Consider the following 17,306-nt stretch of genomic DNA (forward strand, 5'->3'; position numbering starts at 1 on the left):
CGTTTCAACGCGCGGCCTCTGTCCGGGACATCCAGTGCGCCAGCGCAATGCCCGATATGGCGTGCCAGATACCCCAAAAGGCCGCCACGACGGCCATGCCGCCAAGGCCGCCGAAGAAGGTGAAGATCAGGACAAGGCCCAGTCCGGAGTTCTGGATGCCGGTCTCGATGGTCACGGCGCGCCGGTCGTACTCGGACAGGCCGCTCAGGCGCGCCAGCAAGTAACCTCCGCCGAGCGCCAGGGCGTTATGCAGGAAGACGAAGGCGGCGACCATGCCCGCATAGTTCAGGAAGAATGTCCAGTTGGCGGCGAGCGCGATGACAATGAAGGCGAGGAAGATTGCCATGGAGAGCCATTGCATCGGCTTGCGGATCTTCGCCGATATTTCCGGGCGCCAGGTGTTCAGCGCGACGCCAAGGCAAAGCGGCAGTATCAGCATAAACGCGACCGTGATCGCCACAGAGACGGGATCGATGAACGTCGTCTCAAGGATTTTCCGCGTCGGTTCGTAAAGATTGCCCCAGAGTGCGATATTGGCGGGCGTCAGGGCGATCGCCCCGACCGTGGCGAAGGCCGTCATCGATACGGACAGGGCCGCGTTGCCGCCGGCGCGATGCGTGATGAAATTGGAGATATTGCCGCCCGGACAGGCGGCGACAAGAATAAGGCCGAGGGCGATCGAAGGGCGCGGCTGCAGCGCAAGGATCATAAGGAAGGTCAGCACCGGCAGTACGATAAACTGCGAGCACAGGCCGACGACGAGGGCCTTCGGCGCATGCAGCAGACGCCGGAAATCGGATAGCCTCAGGTCGAGGGCGATCGAAAACATGACGATCGCCAATATGCCGTTGAGCAACTGCAGGCTGCCCGGGCTGAAATTCAGCGTAATGGCGTCGATATCGTTCATGCCTTCCCCCCGGCAAGCGAGGCGATGCGATCGGTGATTGCCTTGCGGTAGGTCGCCTTGTCGACGTAATAGGCCATGCGGGCCAGCTTGACATAATTCATGCCGCCGGTCAGCCGCTCGAAGCCGCCAGCCTTTTCGTCGTGAATTTTTCGGGCCGCCTCGCTGCCTGATTTCAGGCCCGTGATGTAACGCGCGACCATCTCAGCCTGTTCATGGCGTCCCTGCCATCCAAGGCCGGACGCCTCGACCATGCCGAGCACGAATAGGTCATCGCGATCCGGATGCATACAGTTGAGATAGAGGTGCGGCGCGTCGCCTTGCCAGTTGAGGTATTGACTGTCGATAAAAGGATAGTGCAGCCGGTAGCCGGTGGCGGCCAGCACCATGTCGTAGTTCGCCGAGGTTCCGTCCCTGAAATGGACCGTATTGCCTTCGAAACGCTTCACGTCCGGTCGGATCGTGATGTCGCCATGGCCGGCGTGAAAGAGAATGAGGGAATTGACGACCGGATGCGATTCGTAAAGCGCGTAGTCCGGTTTCGGGAAGCCGTATTTCTGCGGGTCGCCGACAAACCAGCGCAGGATCACGCCGTCGATGCGCCGTTTCAGCCACATCGGCAGCTTGATGGCGCCGCCCACGGTGTCGGCCGGTTTGCCGAACACATATTTAGGCACGAAGTAGTAGCCGCGCCGCATGGAGAGGTCGCAGCTTTTGCCGTGGTGAATGGCGTCGACCGCGATATCGCAGCCGGAATTGCCTGCCCCGATCACCAGCACCCGTTTGTCGTCAAACTGCTTCGGAGAGCGGTACTGGCTGGAGTGGATCAGTTCGCCGGCGAAGTCGCCATCGAACTCCGGCATGTTGGGTTCGGAAAGCGTGCCATTGGCGATCAGAACGCCGGCGAAGATTTTCTCCTGTTCGCCGCCGTCCGTGTTGCGCCAGCGCACGCGCCAGCCTTCGCCGCCCTCGCCGACGGGTTCTGTCGATAGTACTTCCGTTTTGAAGTGGTAGTGTTTGTTGAGATCGAAATGGCTGGCGAAGTCACGAAAATAGGTTCGCATCTCGCGGTGTGACGGATATTCGGCGACCTTGTCCGCCATCGGGAAATCCGTGAACTCTGTCATCCGCTTGGAGGATATGAGATGCGCCGTGTCGTACATGGTCGAGCGCGGGCTCTCGATATCCCACAGACCGCCGACATCGTCGTGCAATTCGAAGCCCTCGAAAGGGATTTTCTGTTCGACCAGGGTCTTCGCCATGGCGAGACCCATCGGTCCGGCTCCGATCAGCGCCCAGGCGTCCGTCGTCTCGATGTTTTTGTTCGTTTGTTTGGTCATCCGAGTGGAAACTCCTCCATCCCACTCGTATTAATTTGAACGAACGTTAAAAATAGTGCAAGATATTTTTATGAATGCGGTCAGGACGCAGGAATCACGACGCCAAAGGGCGCCTTCGAAACGCTCGCTCGAAACCCGGGCCCGCGTTCTCGACGCGGCCGAAAAGCTGTTCGCAGAACGCGGTTTCGACGGGGCGTCGCTGCGCGACATGGCCAAGCTCGCCGGGGTCCACCTCGCCCAGGTCAATTTTCACGGCGGCGCCAAGGAAGATCTTTTCTTCACGGTCGTCGCGCGGCGCGCAGGCGAACTGTCGCAATTGCGCCTGCAGGCGCTCGAAGATGTAAAGGCGCGTGGCCGACCAACGGTCAGGAGCGTACTCGAGGCGTTCATCCACCCCTATCTGGACCAGGCGGCGCATGGCGGGCCGCAGTGGCTGGCATACGCCAGGCTGATCGCCCATGTCTCGACCGACATTCGATGGCGGCATATCAGCGAGGCCTGCTTCGATCCGGTCGCGACCGCCTTTGCTCGCGAAATCGCGATGCTTTATCCGGGCAGCGACCACAGGAAAATCGTAGCGGCTCTGGTTTTTTCGGTGTCGGCGATGTTGTCGCTTACGACGGCCCGCTGGCGCATCGACGCGCTCGCCGGAGCCGAAGCGGACGGCATGTCAATGGAGCGCTGTCTTCTCGACTATTGCGAGGCGGGAATCAGGGCTGCTCTTTCTTAAACCGGGCGCCGTCGACCTCGAACAGCAGGGAAGCGGCGAGCATGCGGCGCAGCCATTTCTCGAATACGCGCACCTTTTCGGATTTGCGCCTGTGAAGCCCAGTGACCAACCAGTAGGAAAAGCCTGTTGGATGGCAATCCGGCAGGGGCGCCACGAGCCGTCCCATCTCGAGCGCATCGAAGGCCAGCGTTTCCCAGGCGAGAAACACGCCCTGGCCGGCGATGGCGGCGTCCAGGCACAACGACCCGTCGGAAAAGCGGGGGCCGTCGCCCAGCATGGATTGATCATAGCCCTGGGGCGACAGCCAGGTGTTCCACTGGAACATCTCGCCTTCGTCGCGAATGATCGGAACATGCGCCAGATCCTCGATCCTCTCGATCTTCGCGCCGATCGCCGGGCTGCACACAGGAAAGACCCGGTGTTCGACCAGCGTTTCGGCCTGCACGTCCGTCCAGCCGCCCTTGCCGACGCGAATACAGACGTCGACGTCCGACAATTCAGGATTGACGAGCGCAATGGAAGCGTCGACCCGGACGCGGATGTCAGGATGTTCCTTGTAGAAATCCGTCAAGCGCCATACCAGCCACTTGCCGGCGAAGACGGGCGCGACCGATACGGTCAGCGTGTCGCTGCTTGCCTGTTCGGCAAGGGAAACCGCCGTTGAAAGTTCGGCCATCGCGGCTGTGAGATGGCGCATCACCTCGCGGCCACGCGGCGTCACTTCCAGACCTTTCGCCTTTCTGTCGAACAACGTCTGACCAAGTTGAAGCTCTGTCTTCTGCACCTGCTGGCTCACCGCGCCCGGGGTCACGCCGAGTTCCTCAGCGGCAAGTCGCAAGTTGCCGAGCCGCCCGACAGCCTCGATCGCCCGCAATCCGGAAAGATGGACGCGATTCAGATTCTTCATTCAGTTTTTCTAAAACAGTGACCAGAAAAAGTCGATGGTAATTGGCCAAATCGATCCGATATTGGTTGAGCTATGCTAAACAGTATTCGAAATCTCATCCGACGGCTTATGCCGGTCCGGCGCGTTTGCAGGGCGCCGGACGTCAGTTGGAGATGCGACCCGCTCTCCCATCCCGATTTGCGCGCCATGTCGGTCCGCGATCTGGGCGACACGCCCTTTGATCCAACCCGGTTCTGCTGAACCGGGGTGTTTCGATTACGGGTGACACGCGACCTGCGTGAAGCTAATCTCCCGGTGAATGCGAAACGGTCAGCTTTGGGAGGAGTCAATGATCGAAGTCGACGCATTGACCACGCTGTCTGCGCTTGCGCGCGCCAATGCCAAAAGGGCGCCGGACCAGCTTGCAAACAGGTTTGAGGGCCGGGACACCACCTTCGCCGAATTCGACGCCAATGTCAGCGCCGTCGCCGGGGCGCTGGAATACTCTGGCGCCGTCAGGATCGCCTATCTCGGAAAAAACAGTGATTGGGCTTTCGAGCTATATATCGGCGCCGGCCGGGCCGGCGGCGTTTTCGCGCCCATCAACTGGCGTCTCGCGCCACGCGAGGTTGCGCAGATCATCGAAACCTTCGAGCCGGACTTGCTGTTCGTCGGCCCCGAGTTTCATGACGTCGTCAGGGAAATCTCCGGTCAGCTTCCAGACAGTCTGGGTTTCGTGGCCATGGAAGGCGGGCATGAGGCCTGGCCGTCCTATGAAGAGTGGCGGGAAGCCGGGCGCGCGGCGCATTGCATTGACTGCGCCGAACCGGACAAGCCGACGCTGGTGCTGTTTACCTCGGGCACGACGGGGTTGCCGAAGGGCGTGACGCTCACCCATTTCAATCTGCTCAGTCAGCGGGTAGCGGCCGCCGCGGCCAATTTTTCCTACGACAACTGGCAGGATGACGACGTCAATCTCGTCGCTATGCCGGTCGCCCATATCGGCGGCGTTGGTTCATGGAATCTCGGTTTCGCCAATGCCTGCGCTGCGGTGATCACCCGCGAGTTCAGCGCCGAGTCGGCGATCGACGCCATTGAAGAGGATCGGGCGAGCAGAATGTTCCTGGTGCCGGCGGCCGTGCAGTTGGTGGTCCGTCATCCGCGCGCAAAAACCGCAGATTTTTCCGCCGTGCGTTCGATTTTCTATGGCGCCGCCCCGATGCCGCTCGAACTGCTGCGTGAGGCGATGGCGCTGATCGGTTGCGAGTTCGCGCAGGTTTACGGCATGACCGAAACAACGGGGACCGTCTCGATCCTCATGCCGGAAGATCATGATCCGGCTGGTTCGCCGCGCATGCTGTCGGCCGGCAAGGCGATGCCGGGCGCCGAAATCTGCATCATGGACCCCGAGGGCAACAAGCTCCCGCCGGGCGCAATCGGCGAGGTGGCGATCCGCGGCGCCACCGTCATGCCGGGCTACTGGAACAATGACGACGCCACGCGGGCGGTCAAGAGCGGCGACGGCTGGCTGCGTTCGGGCGACGCCGGCTATATCGACGAAGACGGCTACGTCTTCATCCACGACCGCATCAAGGACATGATCGTTTCCGGCGCCGAGAACGTCTATCCTGCAGAGGTTGAGAACGCCATTTTCGGCCATCCTGATGTCGGCGAGGTCGCCGTCATCGGCATTCCCGACGATGACTGGGGCGAGGCCGTCAAGGCGATCGTCACGGCCCGGCCCGGCCATACGGTCGACCCGCAAAGCGTGATTGCCTGGGCGAGACAGAGGCTCGCCCACTTCAAGTGCCCGAAGTCGGTTGACTTGGTCGCGCAAATGCCACGCAATGCGACGGGAAAGCTCCTGAAGCGGGAATTGCGCAAACCCTACTGGGAAGGCCGCGCGCGTCAGGTGAACTGATATTCGCGGCGCATCCGCATGGTCGACAAACACGAAAAAGCCCGCAGGGCGGAACTGCTGCGGAAGAAAGGTTTCCGCTCTCGTCCGAAATCGATTGAGGGCGTCAAGCCACGGTTCCCGAACTATCTTGTTCCATACGCCTGTTTCGAATGTCGCCGATCCGTCAAAATTCCTCCGCGGGACAAGACCGCGCGGTGTCCGCAATGCGGGGGTGATCTTCACTGGATGGGGCGTGCGTTCAAACCACCGCGAAGAACGGACCTCAAGCAATGGATGAAAGTTGAAAAGCTCCGCATGGCCGGCTTTCTGTTCGCCAGTTTTCACAGCTTCAAGGACGCGGAAGCCTATCCCGAGACGTTGCGGGAGGTTGCCGATTTCATTGAGCGCAATCCGGACCACCCAATGCGCATAAGAAACTCATGATCGGTTCATTGATGAAAGTCGTATTACGAACTCTGTTTCTGGGTTATCGACAATATCTCGCTGGTTATTCTGGCCCATGTGTGCAGACGCATAGCTTGTTGCCGTCCGGGTCGCGGAAATAGGCGCCGTAGTAGTTGGCATGGTATTCTGGCCTGAGCCCCGGTTCGCCTTCTGAAATGGCTCCTGCCGCAATGGCAGCGTTGTAGGCGACGTCGACCTGTGTTCGCGACGAGGCAAGGAATGCCGTCATGGAGCCGTTGCCGACGGTCGCTGCTTTGCCGTCCAAAGGTGTGGTGATAACGAAGAGCGGTCGGTCAGCGTCTTGCGCCTTCCAGCCAGCCCAGGGCTGGTCGTCCTCGCGGAACTTCAGTTCGAAACCGAGCAACGACAGGATAGGGTTGTAAAAGGCGAAAGCCCTTTCGAAATCGGACACGCCGACGGTAACATGCGAAAACATCGGATTCCTTCTTGTCGCGCGGAGAGTGTCGCTGTAGAGCAGGGTTAACCGGCCGGGTGGATGATGCTGTCCGTCCCGCCAGTCCGTCAAGGCGTTCGCAGCGCGGTCGCCGGGAATGTCAGCAAAGATTGTCCGAGTGGGAGAGTATATCCATGAGTGGAGACAGCAACGATATTGACAGCCGAATCAAAGCGCTTGGCGACCGGATCAAGGCGCATCGCGAGAAACTCGAGCTGCATGGCCTGTTCGCCAAGGATCACGAGATCACTGAAAAGGAATTGCATTCCCGCTGGAGCGAGTTGAAGTCGGAAGTCGAATCCCAGACGCACGACCACGAAACAGCGCACAAAAAGGCTGACTGGCTGCACAAGTCGATCATGAAATGGGTCGACGCGGTTGATCTCGACTACAAGGCCTGAGGTTTCCGGCGAAAGCTGGATTTCAACAGCAAGAAGCGGAGTGTGACGGATTGTCGCCCGTTGCATAGGCGCCTCATTCACAGGAGGTTCCGATGCCCGTTATTTTCAAACCGCTTCCCACAGATGCTGCACGCGCCCTGCAGGCCGGAGGTCCGGACGCCTACGGCAAACCGCCAGAGCGCCGTGTCTCGGAGGGGGTGGGCACACCCTGCCGACATTGCCTGAAGCAAGTCGCCGCGGGCAAACCCTATCTCGTTGTCGCCTACCGACCGTTCAAAACTGTCCAGCCCTATGCCGAGACGGGACCGCTGTTCCTGTGCGCCGAAGCCTGCGAGTCAGCCGCCCCGTCCGCATTGGCGCCGGAGATGCTCGAGAGCCCGAACTACATCGTTCGCGGCTACAATGCCGAAGAACAGATCATCTATGGAACAGGAGCCGTAACGCCGACCGCGGAGATCGTCGCGCAGGCGGAATCGATCTTCGCCGATGAGGCGGTCGCCTTCGTGCACGTGCGGTCAGCGACCAACAATTGCTATCAGTTCCTAATCGAGCGCGCTTGAGGGGTCACTGGAGATGGCGGGTTTTGCCCTGACGCGGTAAGGTCGCCGGATGACCAAACGTCTGATCATCGTGACGGCGGATGAGAGCAGCCGCGAGCGCATTCTCAAGATTGCTGAAGAGGCGCAGGTGCTCGACTGCCGTATCTACGCCATCGACGGGAACGACGGCCAGCAGGTCGTGCACCTGCTCGTCGGCGACCGGAACCGGCAGGAAGTTCTGGACCAGTTGCAAAGCGCCGTCGCTTCGAACGGCGATTGGCGCATTACGATCCTTCCCGTGGAAGCCAGCTTGCCGCGTGAGGAGATTACGGACGAGGAAAGCCGCAAGGCGCTGGAAGGAACCTCCGGAGAAAGCCGCGAGGAGCTCTACAACGACGTTTCACGCGGCGCGAAGCTGGATATGAATTTCTTCGTTTTCGCCGCTCTGTCGACTGTCGTTGCGGCGATTGGCCTGCTCCAGGACAATGTGGCCGTCGTCATCGGCGCCATGGTGATCGCGCCCTTGCTCGGGCCCAATCTCGCCTTTGCGCTGGGCGTTGCACTCGGCGATCAGAAGCTGATGGGGCGAGCCGTCCTCACCAACGCCGCCGGCATCGCCTTCACGCTGGCGATCTGCATTGTGCTCGGGCTGCTCCTGCCGGTGAATCTTGGAAGTCACGAGCTGGTCGCGCGCACTGAGACCGGTTTCGACGGCATCGCCCTGGCCCTGGCGTCCGGCGCGGCCGCGGCGCTCTCCTTGTCGACGGGGCTTTCTTCGGCGCTGGTCGGCGTGATGGTCGCGGTGGCGCTTCTGCCGCCGGCCGCGACCGTCGGGCTGATGCTGGGCGCCGGTCACCTCGATCTGGCGCTCGGCGCGCTGACCCTGCTCGCCGTCAATATCGTGTGTCTTAATCTGTCCGCCCAGCTCACTTTCGTGTTGCGCGGCGTGCGCCCGCGGACCTGGTTCGAGAAGAAAAACGCCCAGCGGGCCGTGCGCGTCAACGCCGCGATCTGGTTCGCGCTGCTCGTGCTCCTGACGGCGCTGCTGTTGCTGCGGTTCTACGACGTGCTCTGAACGCCGGGTTATTTTCCGGTGAGGCGGTCGTAATGCGACCGCGCCTGCTCGATGCGGTGCGTGTTGTCCCGCGTCCAGTCTGCGAGGCGGGAAACCGGCTCGAGCAGTTCGTGGCCGAGCTCGGTCAGTTCATAGCTGACGCTCGGCGGGCTGGTCGGTTCGACGGTCCGATTTACGAATCCGTCCCGCTCCAGATTGCGCAGGGTCGTCGTCAGCATCTTCTGCGATATTCCGCCGATGCGTCGTCGCAATTCACTGAAGCGCAGGGTTTCGCTTCCGAGAAAGGTCACGACCATCATGGTCCACTTGTCGCCGACGCGGGAAAGCATCTGCGAGATGGCGCGGCATTCGGCAGTTTCGAGATGGTTATCAGGTTTCAAAAAAGTGCCTCCTTGCCAATTCGCTTTAGCGCACCTTAATAGTGCTGGTATAAATTATATACCACCTATCCAAAGGAGACTAGCATGCCTCGAATAGCCGTCATCATCGGCTCAACCCGCGACACCCGTTTCGCCGAAAAGCCGGCTCAATGGATCGCCGATTTTGCCAAATCTCGCGGCGACATGGAAGTGGAGCTCGTCGATATCAAGGACTTCGACCTGCCTTTCTTCAACGAAGCCGCCTCCAATTTCTGGATGTCGTCCAGTGATCCGAACGCCGTGCGCTGGCAGAACAAGATCGGCGAATTCGACGGATACATCTTCGTTACGTCCGAATATAACCGGTCAATACCGGCCTCTCTCAAGAATGCGCTCGACCAGGCATACAAGGAATGGATGAAGAAGCCTGCGGCGATTGTCGCCTATGGCGGCGTCGGCGGAGCGTTTGCGACCGATCATCTTCGCACCATCGCGATCGAGCTGCAGATGGTCCCGGTGCGCGGCGCGGTGCATATTGGCGGCGGCGAGTTCATGAAGGTCCATCCGATGGGCGAGAACAAGCCGATGAGCGAGATCGAGCAGGTTCTGACGCCTGGCGCAACCGCCATGCTCGACAGTCTCCTGTGGTGGGCCAACCTGACGAAGAAGGGCCGTGAGGAAGACCTCGTCAAAGAAGCCGCATAGTTCGATCTTCGTCGAAGCATTGGCGGAAACAATCGTGCCAGAGTGGTTCCGGAATCAACGAGAAACCGGAACCATGATCACCTGCTTCATTCGCTATCACATAGACCCCACGAAGAAACAGCAATTCATCGAATACGCCCGGAACTGGGGCGAGGCGATACCGCGGTGCGGCGCGGACCTCATCGGATATTTCGCCCCGCATGAGGGATCGGCGACGCTGGCCTATGGCGTTTACAATATTGAGAGTCTGGCGGCGTATGAAGACTACCGCCGGCGGCTAGCCGAAGATCCGCTCGGCAGAGAGAATTATGAATTCGCTCAGCGAGAGAAATTCATCCTGCGCGAGGACCGGACCTTCCTGAAGCTCGCCTCCGCGCCGCATGGGGACAGCCGCATGTTCGACGCTGAATGAGCGCGCGAGCCGGACGCGGGCGGGAACTTGCACTCCTTGCTCTGCTGGCCATGCTCTGGGGATCGTCCTATCTTTTCCTCAAGATCGCTGTGACGGAAATCCCGCCACTCACGGTGATTGCGATTCGGGTCTCAATCGCGGCGCTCGTGCTCATGACGGTGCTGGCTGTTCGGGGGGAGAGGTTGCCGCGCGACATCGCGACTTGGCGAATGCTTTTTGTCCAATCTTTCTTCACCAGTATCGGAGCCTGGACGATCTTGGCCTGGGGAGCGCAATATGTCGAGAGCAGCCTCGCCAGCGTTCTCAATTCCACGTCCCCCATTTTTGTCTTCTTCATAACGCTGATTGTCACGCGACATGAAAGCGTCGGTTTGCTGCGGTTTACCGGCGCCTGCCTCGGCCTCGCCGGCGTTGTACTGATCGTCGGCGTCGACGCCTTGCAGGGCCTCGGTCAACAGGTTGCAGGTCAGCTTGCGGCCGTCACCGGCGCCATTCTCTATGCATGCGCGGCCATTTATGGCGGCCGGTTCGCGCATATGTCGTCGCCGGTCATTGCGGCCGGAACCATGGTCGCGGCGACGGCGGTTCTCGTACCGGTCAGCGTGATCGTGGACCGGCCATGGACGCTTGATCCCTCGACTGCTGCAATCGTGTCCGCCGTGACCCTGGGCGTGTTCAGCACCGGCCTTGCTCTGTTGATCTATTTCCGTCTCGTCCGCACGCTCGGCTCTCTGGGCGTCGCCAGTCAGTCCTATTTGCGCGCCGGCATTGGTGTGCTTCTGGGTGTTGCGTTTCTCGGGGAACGTATGGACGCCGTCGTCGCCATCGGGCTGGCGGCTGCGGTTTTGGGCGTCGCTCTCATCAATGCTCCCGTGTCGGGCTTTCTGCGCAGGAGCGCCCACCGCCCAGTGGCGTGATGCACATGGCCATTGCCTGTTGTGTCCTGAGAGTGAATGCGCAACATGGCGCGAAACCCGAAAAGGCGCGCCATGACGACCGTCAACTGGAAAGAGGCATCCCCCGACATCATTCTCGATTTCTGGTTTCCGGATAACGGGCACGAGGCGTCGTTGGAAACGCACAGGGATTTCTGGGTCTGGCGCATGCGCGGCGGGGCCGATGAAGCGATCTGCTCCGATTTTGCAGAGCTGACCGAGGCGGCGGCGCGCGGCCTGCTCGATCACTGGGCGCAGACGCCCTATGGCCGGCTCGCACTCGTCATCGCGCTCGACCAGTTTCCACGTTCGCTATGGCGCGGAACGCCCGGCGCCTACGCCCAGGACATCAAGGCGGCGCGTCTTGTGCTCGAAGCCTTCGAGAACGGCCATTTCGGGGCGCTGAAGCACCCCTGGGAAAAGCAGTTTTATCTTATTTCCATCGGACATTGCGAGGGGCTGGATCACCTCAAGCGCATGCGGATGCTCAGGCCCTACGCGCTCGCCATCCTCGAAGAGGCGCCAAAACATCTGATCCCGTCCTACCGCCGTTCGCTCGAACAGAACGACATCGTCACCGGCGTTATCGAACGCTTCGGGCGGCATCCGCATCGCAACGCCATACTCGGGCGCGTCTCGACTGCGGATGAGGAGGCTTACATAGCAGCGGGAGAATTCCCGCACGAGCGCGAGATTCCTAAAACGCTGATCTGATATCGCCGTCTCCCGCGCTTTTGCGCGGGTGAGAATTGGATCTCGTTTCTACTTCGCCTGCCGGCGTTGCCTGACTTCGAAAAGGGCGGCCTCCAAGGCGTTTTCGATATGCTCGCTGTCATCGCGATCAAGACCGGCGAGATCCACGTGAAGATGGAAATGATTGGAATTGCGGTCGATCACGTCGCCTGCTTCCTTGTCTACAAGGTCGTGAATGCCTTCCACGACATAGGGCACGACCTCGCGGCTGATGCCTTTCAGGGAGATCGGCTCCAGGGCGCGCGCCTTGATGGTGTTCTGCACCAGCGCATAGGTTTCGTAGCTGATGACGATGCCGCCCGGTTCGGCGATCGATTCCAGCCGCGCCGCCAGATTGGCCTCGGCGCCGATGATCGTGTAGTCCATCCGGTCGGCGCTGCCGAAATTGCCGACATTGCAGTAACCGGTGTTGATGCCCATGCGCGACTGGAAGGGCGCTTCTATGCCCTGCCGCCGCCATTCCCGGTTGAGCTCGACCATGCGTCGCTGCATGGCGATCGCCATTTCGAGGCAGGCCTGGGCGTCGCCGGCGGCGCCCTTCGTTTCCGGGTCGCCGAAGAAGACGAGAATGGCGTCGCCGATGAATTTGTCGACGGTGGCGCCGTATTCATGGGCGATCTTCGCCATCTCCGTGAAATACTCGTTCAGAAGGCTCGTCAGTTCCTCTGGCTGCAGCCGCTCGGAGGTGACCGTGAAATCCTTGATGTCCGAGAAGAAGATAGTGAGCTTCTTGCGCTCCGTCGAAATGACGGCGTCGCGGGCGCCGCTGAAAATCGACTTGTAGACCTGCGGCGACAGATACTTTGATATTTTCATGGAGACGGAGGCGAGGAAGGAGTTCGCCTCTTCGAGTTCGTCGTTCATCCGGCCGAACTGGACGGCCTGACGCCATTGCAGGAAGGCGAAGGCCAGTCCGAAAGAGCCTGCAGCCAGCAGATAGAGCAGCAAATATTTGAACGAGAAGATGTTCGCGGCGATCGGCTGCTCCAGCGTAATCGACTGGATGCCGCGTATGTCGCCCGCCTTCCAGTCCTGGCGGGGGCTCAGCGGATGGCTGTTGTGGCAGGCGACGCAGGCCTTTCCCATGACAATGGGAACCGCCATGCGGATCTGCCGGCTGAGCGTCGAACCGGATATTTCCGTCACGCTCGCGTCGGGATCGCCCTCCGCCCTGAGTTGTTGCAGCGCCAACGTCTCGAAGCTGTCCAGATTGTGGGGAGCGCGGCTCTTGAAGGGCTCATCCGAAACGAATCGATAGCGAATGCTGTTGCCGACCACATCGATCACTTGGCCGAGCTCAATGGAAAGCGTCGCCGGTATCGGGATGCCGCCGTCGATTTCGCGATAATTCTGCGCCGGCGTGGTTTCGCCATGGTTTGCCAGCACCCGACCGACGACGTTGGAGGAATAGTAGCCGCGAATTTCTGAGATCATCGAGTTGAGCTGGCCGGCCTGCCGGTTCAGCGAGGTGTTCGACAGGTCTCTCAGATCCAGCCATACGGCAACAGGCAGGGCTGCCAGGGCGATGATGACGAACAGGCTGAACCACAACGGATGCTTCATCAGAGCGCGGCCGATCCTGTCGGCGGCGGCGGCGAGGCCGTCTGACGGGTCGGAACTGTGCTGCGGCTCTGCCATCGCTTGTCACGTCCTGATCTGGTCGTGTGATATTGAATTGATGCAACCGGAAATTAAGCGCCAGGATAAACCGGTTTTGGTTAACGGATGCCTTAAATCCGATCAGTCTTTCGTCGCCATCGAAGGCGGCGTCACCAAGCGCCGCGCGGCGACCGCCTCGCGATGTGAAATGAAGGTCGCGGCGGCGACAACGATGCCACCGCCGAGCATCACAAAGGGATCGAGTGGTTCGCCGAACAGGATGATGCCGATAAGCGCCGCCCATACCAGTTGAAGAAACTGGATCGGCTGGGTGATGGTGATGGGCGCGGCGCGAAACGCGCGCGTCATCGTAAAATGACCCAGGGTCGCCACCGCCGCCGTAATGGCCAGCCAGAGCGTGTCGGAGAGCGACGGGGTCGTCCATGTGAAGATAGCGAAGGGCAGCAGGATCAGCGTGCAGAAAATGGAGAGCATCAGCACGATTTCGGAAACGTCGGCTTTTTCGGTCAGGTGCTTGGCGAGCAGAAAGGAGGTTGCGAACAGCGGGGCTGCGCAGAGCTGGGCGATCTGGCCGCTGGAAAATTCGCTCAAGCCCGGCCTGAGGATCACCATGGTGCCGAGCAGACCCACCACGAGGGCGGTGATGCGCCGCGCATGCAGTTTTTCGTTCATGAACAGGGCGGCGCCAATGGTTACGAACAGCGGCGCGACATATCCGAGCGCAGTGACTTCGGCGATCGGGAGGCGGGCCATGGCGTAGAACCACATGATCACGGCGATGCCGTGGATCGTGCCGCGGATCGCGTGCAGTTTCATGATAGCGGGTTTTGGCGGCCGCTTCATCATCCGGATCAGCATGGGCAAAAAGAAGAGGACGCCGAATGCATAGCGCAGGAAGGCGGCTTCCGGCGCGGACACGCTTGTACCGACAAAGCGCACGATGCCGGTGACGCATGCAAAGCACAGCGTCGTCAGAACCATCCATCCGATGCCCGCCATAACGGAATCGGTGGGTCGTGTCGCATTGTCACTCATAAATCCCGGCCATGTCGCAAAAGGGGTGCTGGAGCAGGCGCTCTTTTGATGCCTTCCTCCCGAAGGAGATCAAGCATGCACAGATTTTGATGGTGAACAAGTTAAGCTCGAAAGGTGTGGTGAAACACATTCTCACCAATAACGGGCACCCTGTCTGGTCTTGACATTTGCGCCGCGATCCTGTTTACCGCGCCCACTATCCGCGAAGAGTTGAAACTCCGAGCCGCTGACCGGGACCCGCAAAGGTGTAAAGAGATCCCGGAAGCCAACATCCGGCAGCGCAGTGCGCCCCCGGGTGCGTTTTTGCATTGCGCCGGTCTTTGAGGCCGGTCAAACCGTTCCGGCTAAATCGGCAAGCCGGGGTTGCGATCACGCGGATGAAGAACGATCTTTCGGGGAATGACCCTCGGAAGAGAAGGATTGATGGATGTTTGAAAGCCTGCAGGACCGCCTCGGTTCCATTCTCAACGGACTGACCGGCCGTGGCGCGCTGTCCGACAAGGATGTGTCGGCCGCGCTGCGCGAGGTGCGTCGGGCGCTGCTCGAGGCCGACGTGGCGCTCGAAGTCGTGCGCGATTTCACCGAAAAAGTGCGTGAGAAAGCCGTCGGCTCCGAGGTCCTCAAATCCATCAAGCCCGGCCAGATGGTCGTCAAGATCGTCCATGACGAACTGGTCGAAATGCTGGGTTCCGAAGGCGTTGCGATCGATCTGAACGCGCCGGCGCCGGTTGTCGTCATGATGGTCGGTCTGCAGGGCTCGGGCAAGACCACGACCACCGGCAAGATCGCCGCTCGACTGACCCAGCGCGACCGTCGCAAGGTGCTGATGGCCTCGCTCGACACGCGCCGTCCGGCCGCCCAGGAGCAATTGCGCCAGATTGGCGAACAGACCGGCGTCGAAACGCTGCCGATCATTCCCGGCCAGTCGCCCACCGACATCGCCGGACGCGCCGTCCAGGCGGCGAAGCTCGGCGGCCACGACGTTGTCATCCTTGATACGGCCGGCCGCACCCATATCGACGAGCCGCTGATGGTCGAGATGGCCAATATCCGGCAAAAGGCCAACCCGCATGAAATCCTGCTGGTGGCCGACGCCCTGACCGGTCAGGACGCCGTCAACCTCGCGCGCAACTTCGACGATCGCGTCGGAATAACCGGCCTCGTGCTCACCCGCATGGACGGCGACGGCCGCGGCGGCGCGGCGCTTTCCATGCGCGCGGTCACCGGCAAGCCGATCAAGCTCATCGGCGTCGGCGAGAAGATGGACGCGCTTGAGGAATTCCACCCCAAGCGCATCGCCGACCGCATTCTCGGCATGGGCGATATCGTGTCGCTGGTGGAAAAGGCGGCCGAATCGATCGACGCGGAAAAAGCGCAGGCCATGGCCGAGCGCATGAAGGCCGGCAAGTTCGATCTCAACGACCTGGAAGACCAGCTCAAGCAGATGCAGAAGCTCGGCGGCGTCGGCGGCATCATGGGCATGATGCCCGGCGTCGGCAAGATGAAGGACCAGATGGCGGCGGCCGGTGTCGACGATTCGATCTTCAAGCGCCAGCTCGCGATAATATCTTCCATGACGCGCCGCGAACGCGCGCATCCCGAACTCCTGAAACATTCGCGCAAGAAGCGTATCGCCGCCGGATCGGGCACCAGCGCGGCCGACATCAACAAGCTGCTCAAGATGCACCGCCAGATGGGCGACATGATGAAATCCATGGGCGGCAAGGGCAAGAAGGGCGGCATGCTCGGCAAGATGATGGGCGGTCTCGGCGGCGGCATGGGCGGCCTCGGAGGCATGGGCGGCATGCCGGATCTGTCCTCGATGGATCCGAAGCAACTCGAAGCCCTGCAGAAACAGGCCGAGGCGGCGGGCCTCGGCAAGGGAAGCGGCGGGCTTCCCGGTCTTGGAGGAGGAATGCCCGGAGCGGGCGGATTGCCGGGGCTTGGCGGCCCGCGGCTTCCCGGATTGCCCGGCGTTCAGAAAAAGAAGTGAGAAGACAATGAGCACCGATCCGCAACAGCAGCTCGCCGAGCTGCGCCGCTCGATCGACAATTTCGACGCGGCGCTGATTCATATTCTTGCGGAACGGTTCCGCTGCACCCAGGCCGTCGGGCGCCTCAAGGCGGAATTCGATATGCCGCCGGCCGATCCGGACCGGGAGAAGATACAGGTCGAACGGTTGAGGCGTCTTGCCTCGGAAGCCGATCTCGACACCGATTTCGCCGAGGCGTTCCTGAACTTCATCATCAAGGAAGTCATACGGCACCACGAAGCTTTTCGCGAGGAGGCGGCGGCCAAATAGCCCGCCCGCAGACGCGAACGGAACAGGCCGCCGCGGCGGTCGTAAACAGAAACGAACGAGTAACGAAGGAATAGAACTCATGGCACTGAAAATTCGTCTGGCCCGTGGCGGCTCCAAAAAGCGTCCCTACTATCATGTCGTCGTCGCCGATGTGCGTTCGCCGCGCGATGGCCGCTTCATTGAAAAGCTCGGCATGTGGAACCCGATGCTGCCGAAGGACGCCCAGCGCGTCGAACTGAACGAGGAGCGCATCAAGCACTGGCTCGATCAGGGCGCAAAGCCGACCGACCGCGTTCTGCGCTTCCTCGACGCAGCTGGCCTTGCAAAGCGTACGGAACGCAACAATCCGAACAAGGCGCTGCCCGGCAAGAAGGCGCAGGAGCGTATCGATGAGCAGAAGGCTAAGGCCGAAGAAGCAGCCGCCGCCGCAGACGCTCCGGCCGAGGAAGCCGCCGCCGAATAGGCGGCGATACGGGGCGGCGGGCCAGGC

Annotated in this window: 20 protein-coding genes; 13 read left to right on the forward strand and 7 right to left on the reverse strand. The window is 60.9% G+C overall.

Annotated features, from left to right (window positions below; all coding sequences use genetic code 11):
• Window positions 1-4 precede the first annotated feature (4 nt).
• Together AAFN47_RS19285 and AAFN47_RS19290 are read right to left on the reverse strand one after the other, a co-directional pair.
• Window positions 5-907, reverse strand: coding sequence for a bile acid:sodium symporter family protein (locus AAFN47_RS19285; protein ID WP_499810877.1), 903 nt, complete (start codon window positions 905-907; stop codon window positions 5-7).
• Window positions 904-2,244: a flavin-containing monooxygenase gene (locus AAFN47_RS19290; protein ID WP_499810878.1), complete on the reverse strand. Its 1,341-nt coding sequence runs from the start codon at window positions 2,242-2,244 to the stop codon at window positions 904-906. Before AAFN47_RS19290 ends, AAFN47_RS19285 begins: the two co-directional genes overlap by 4 nt.
• Window positions 2,245-2,314: 70 nt before the next feature.
• Between AAFN47_RS19290 and AAFN47_RS19295 the strand changes: the two genes are divergently transcribed.
• On the forward strand, window positions 2,315-2,974 hold the full coding sequence (locus AAFN47_RS19295; RefSeq protein WP_499810879.1) for a TetR/AcrR family transcriptional regulator: 660 nt from the start codon (window positions 2,315-2,317) through the stop codon (window positions 2,972-2,974).
• Here the strand turns inward: AAFN47_RS19295 and AAFN47_RS19300 are convergent.
• Entirely contained in the window at window positions 2,955-3,881 is a 927-nt protein-coding gene (locus AAFN47_RS19300; RefSeq protein ID WP_499810880.1) for a LysR substrate-binding domain-containing protein, read from the reverse strand. The genes AAFN47_RS19295 and AAFN47_RS19300 overlap by 20 nt on opposite strands.
• Window positions 3,882-4,209: 328 nt before the next feature.
• Here AAFN47_RS19300 and AAFN47_RS19305 point away from each other — a divergent pair, with 328 nt between their 5' ends.
• On the forward strand, window positions 4,210-5,781 hold the full coding sequence (locus AAFN47_RS19305; protein WP_499810881.1) for a long-chain-fatty-acid--CoA ligase: 1,572 nt from the start codon (window positions 4,210-4,212) through the stop codon (window positions 5,779-5,781).
• 273 nt (window positions 5,782-6,054) lie between these two features.
• Window positions 6,055-6,204: a hypothetical protein gene (locus tag AAFN47_RS19310; RefSeq protein ID WP_499810882.1), complete on the forward strand. Its 150-nt coding sequence runs from the start codon at window positions 6,055-6,057 to the stop codon at window positions 6,202-6,204.
• Between the two features lie 64 nt (window positions 6,205-6,268).
• Here the strand turns inward: AAFN47_RS19310 and AAFN47_RS19315 are convergent, their stop codons facing one another.
• Window positions 6,269-6,661, reverse strand: coding sequence for a VOC family protein (locus tag AAFN47_RS19315; protein WP_499810883.1), 393 nt, complete (start codon window positions 6,659-6,661; stop codon window positions 6,269-6,271).
• A 152-nt stretch (window positions 6,662-6,813) separates the two neighbouring features.
• Between AAFN47_RS19315 and AAFN47_RS19320 the strand changes: the two genes are divergently transcribed.
• From AAFN47_RS19320 to AAFN47_RS19330, 3 genes are all read left to right on the forward strand, one after another.
• Window positions 6,814-7,080: a hypothetical protein gene (locus AAFN47_RS19320; protein WP_499810884.1), complete on the forward strand. Its 267-nt coding sequence runs from the start codon at window positions 6,814-6,816 to the stop codon at window positions 7,078-7,080.
• A gap of 92 nt (window positions 7,081-7,172) precedes the next feature.
• A complete protein-coding gene (locus AAFN47_RS19325; protein ID WP_499810885.1) occupies window positions 7,173-7,640 on the forward strand; it encodes a DUF1203 domain-containing protein in 468 nt (155 codons plus the stop codon).
• Window positions 7,641-7,689: 49 nt separating this feature from the next.
• Complete coding sequence (locus tag AAFN47_RS19330) at window positions 7,690-8,694, forward strand: TIGR00341 family protein (RefSeq protein ID WP_499810886.1); 1,005 nt, start codon at window positions 7,690-7,692, stop codon at window positions 8,692-8,694.
• Between the two features lie 8 nt (window positions 8,695-8,702).
• On the opposite strand, the gene AAFN47_RS19335 is transcribed toward AAFN47_RS19330, so the two are convergent.
• The gene (locus tag AAFN47_RS19335) at window positions 8,703-9,074 is read right to left on the reverse strand and encodes a winged helix-turn-helix transcriptional regulator (RefSeq protein ID WP_499810887.1); all 372 of its coding nucleotides are present in this window, start codon (window positions 9,072-9,074) and stop codon (window positions 8,703-8,705) included.
• Window positions 9,075-9,158: 84 nt separating this feature from the next.
• On the opposite strand from AAFN47_RS19335, the gene AAFN47_RS19340 reads away from it, so the two are divergent.
• From AAFN47_RS19340 to AAFN47_RS19355, 4 genes are all read left to right on the forward strand, one after another.
• Window positions 9,159-9,758 carry an NADPH-dependent FMN reductase gene (locus tag AAFN47_RS19340; protein ID WP_499810888.1) on the forward strand — a complete coding sequence of 200 codons (600 nt, stop codon included), beginning with the start codon at window positions 9,159-9,161 and terminating at the stop codon, window positions 9,756-9,758.
• Between the two features lie 73 nt (window positions 9,759-9,831).
• Complete coding sequence (locus AAFN47_RS19345; protein ID WP_499810889.1) at window positions 9,832-10,170, forward strand: NIPSNAP family protein; 339 nt, start codon at window positions 9,832-9,834, stop codon at window positions 10,168-10,170.
• Complete coding sequence (locus tag AAFN47_RS19350) at window positions 10,167-11,087, forward strand: DMT family transporter (protein ID WP_499810890.1); 921 nt, start codon at window positions 10,167-10,169, stop codon at window positions 11,085-11,087. The genes AAFN47_RS19345 and AAFN47_RS19350 overlap by 4 nt, the downstream gene beginning before the upstream one ends.
• Before the next feature lie 36 nt (window positions 11,088-11,123).
• Entirely contained in the window at window positions 11,124-11,819 is a 696-nt protein-coding gene (locus tag AAFN47_RS19355) for a DUF924 family protein (protein WP_499810891.1), read from the forward strand.
• Between the two features lie 48 nt (window positions 11,820-11,867).
• Here AAFN47_RS19355 and AAFN47_RS19360 read toward each other — a convergent pair whose 3' ends face one another.
• Together AAFN47_RS19360 and AAFN47_RS19365 are read right to left on the reverse strand one after the other, a co-directional pair.
• Window positions 11,868-13,421 (reverse strand): adenylate/guanylate cyclase domain-containing protein, encoded by a 1,554-nt coding sequence (locus AAFN47_RS19360; protein WP_499810942.1) that lies wholly within the window; start codon window positions 13,419-13,421, stop codon window positions 11,868-11,870.
• A gap of 177 nt (window positions 13,422-13,598) precedes the next feature.
• Window positions 13,599-14,513: a DMT family transporter gene (locus tag AAFN47_RS19365; protein ID WP_499810892.1), complete on the reverse strand. Its 915-nt coding sequence runs from the start codon at window positions 14,511-14,513 to the stop codon at window positions 13,599-13,601.
• Window positions 14,514-14,940: 427 nt separating this feature from the next.
• Here AAFN47_RS19365 and ffh point away from each other — a divergent pair, with 427 nt between their 5' ends.
• The 3 genes from ffh (at window position 14,941) to rpsP (ending at window position 17,279) form a co-directional block, all read left to right on the forward strand.
• Window positions 14,941-16,506, forward strand: coding sequence for a signal recognition particle protein (ffh, locus tag AAFN47_RS19370; RefSeq protein WP_499810893.1), 1,566 nt, complete (start codon window positions 14,941-14,943; stop codon window positions 16,504-16,506).
• A gap of 7 nt (window positions 16,507-16,513) precedes the next feature.
• Window positions 16,514-16,816 carry a chorismate mutase gene (locus tag AAFN47_RS19375; RefSeq protein WP_499810894.1) on the forward strand — a complete coding sequence of 101 codons (303 nt, stop codon included), beginning with the start codon at window positions 16,514-16,516 and terminating at the stop codon, window positions 16,814-16,816.
• A 79-nt stretch (window positions 16,817-16,895) separates the two neighbouring features.
• Complete coding sequence (rpsP, locus tag AAFN47_RS19380) at window positions 16,896-17,279, forward strand: 30S ribosomal protein S16 (RefSeq protein ID WP_499810895.1); 384 nt, start codon at window positions 16,896-16,898, stop codon at window positions 17,277-17,279.
• The last annotated feature ends 27 nt before the right edge of the window (window positions 17,280-17,306 follow it).

The sequence above is a fragment of the Hoeflea sp. CAU 1731 genome (genome assembly GCF_039888615.1).
Lineage (GTDB): Bacteria > Pseudomonadota > Alphaproteobacteria > Rhizobiales > Rhizobiaceae > Flavimaribacter.

Excerpts from the sequence above, each read along its gene's own strand:
- AAFN47_RS19285 (WP_499810877.1), bottom strand. The coding sequence starts at position 907 with ATGAACGATATCGACGCCATTACGCTGAATTTCAGCCCGGGCAGCCTG.
- AAFN47_RS19290 (WP_499810878.1), bottom strand. The coding sequence starts at position 2,244 with ATGACCAAACAAACGAACAAAAACATCGAGACGACGGACGCCTGGGCG.
- AAFN47_RS19295 (WP_499810879.1), top strand. The coding sequence starts at position 2,315 with ATGAATGCGGTCAGGACGCAGGAATCACGACGCCAAAGGGCGCCTTCG.
- AAFN47_RS19300 (WP_499810880.1), bottom strand. The coding sequence starts at position 3,881 with ATGAAGAATCTGAATCGCGTCCATCTTTCCGGATTGCGGGCGATCGAG.
- AAFN47_RS19305 (WP_499810881.1), top strand. The coding sequence starts at position 4,210 with ATGATCGAAGTCGACGCATTGACCACGCTGTCTGCGCTTGCGCGCGCC.
- AAFN47_RS19310 (WP_499810882.1), top strand. The coding sequence starts at position 6,055 with ATGAAAGTTGAAAAGCTCCGCATGGCCGGCTTTCTGTTCGCCAGTTTT.
- AAFN47_RS19315 (WP_499810883.1), bottom strand. The coding sequence starts at position 6,661 with ATGTTTTCGCATGTTACCGTCGGCGTGTCCGATTTCGAAAGGGCTTTC.
- AAFN47_RS19320 (WP_499810884.1), top strand. The coding sequence starts at position 6,814 with ATGAGTGGAGACAGCAACGATATTGACAGCCGAATCAAAGCGCTTGGC.
- AAFN47_RS19325 (WP_499810885.1), top strand. The coding sequence starts at position 7,173 with ATGCCCGTTATTTTCAAACCGCTTCCCACAGATGCTGCACGCGCCCTG.
- AAFN47_RS19330 (WP_499810886.1), top strand. The coding sequence starts at position 7,690 with ATGACCAAACGTCTGATCATCGTGACGGCGGATGAGAGCAGCCGCGAG.
- AAFN47_RS19340 (WP_499810888.1), top strand. The coding sequence starts at position 9,159 with ATGCCTCGAATAGCCGTCATCATCGGCTCAACCCGCGACACCCGTTTC.
- AAFN47_RS19345 (WP_499810889.1), top strand. The coding sequence starts at position 9,832 with ATGATCACCTGCTTCATTCGCTATCACATAGACCCCACGAAGAAACAG.
- AAFN47_RS19350 (WP_499810890.1), top strand. The coding sequence starts at position 10,167 with ATGAGCGCGCGAGCCGGACGCGGGCGGGAACTTGCACTCCTTGCTCTG.
- AAFN47_RS19355 (WP_499810891.1), top strand. The coding sequence starts at position 11,124 with ATGCGCAACATGGCGCGAAACCCGAAAAGGCGCGCCATGACGACCGTC.
- AAFN47_RS19360 (WP_499810942.1), bottom strand. The coding sequence starts at position 13,421 with ATGAAGCATCCGTTGTGGTTCAGCCTGTTCGTCATCATCGCCCTGGCA.
- AAFN47_RS19365 (WP_499810892.1), bottom strand. The coding sequence starts at position 14,513 with ATGAGTGACAATGCGACACGACCCACCGATTCCGTTATGGCGGGCATC.
- ffh (WP_499810893.1), top strand. The coding sequence starts at position 14,941 with ATGTTTGAAAGCCTGCAGGACCGCCTCGGTTCCATTCTCAACGGACTG.
- AAFN47_RS19375 (WP_499810894.1), top strand. The coding sequence starts at position 16,514 with ATGAGCACCGATCCGCAACAGCAGCTCGCCGAGCTGCGCCGCTCGATC.
- rpsP (WP_499810895.1), top strand. The coding sequence starts at position 16,896 with ATGGCACTGAAAATTCGTCTGGCCCGTGGCGGCTCCAAAAAGCGTCCC.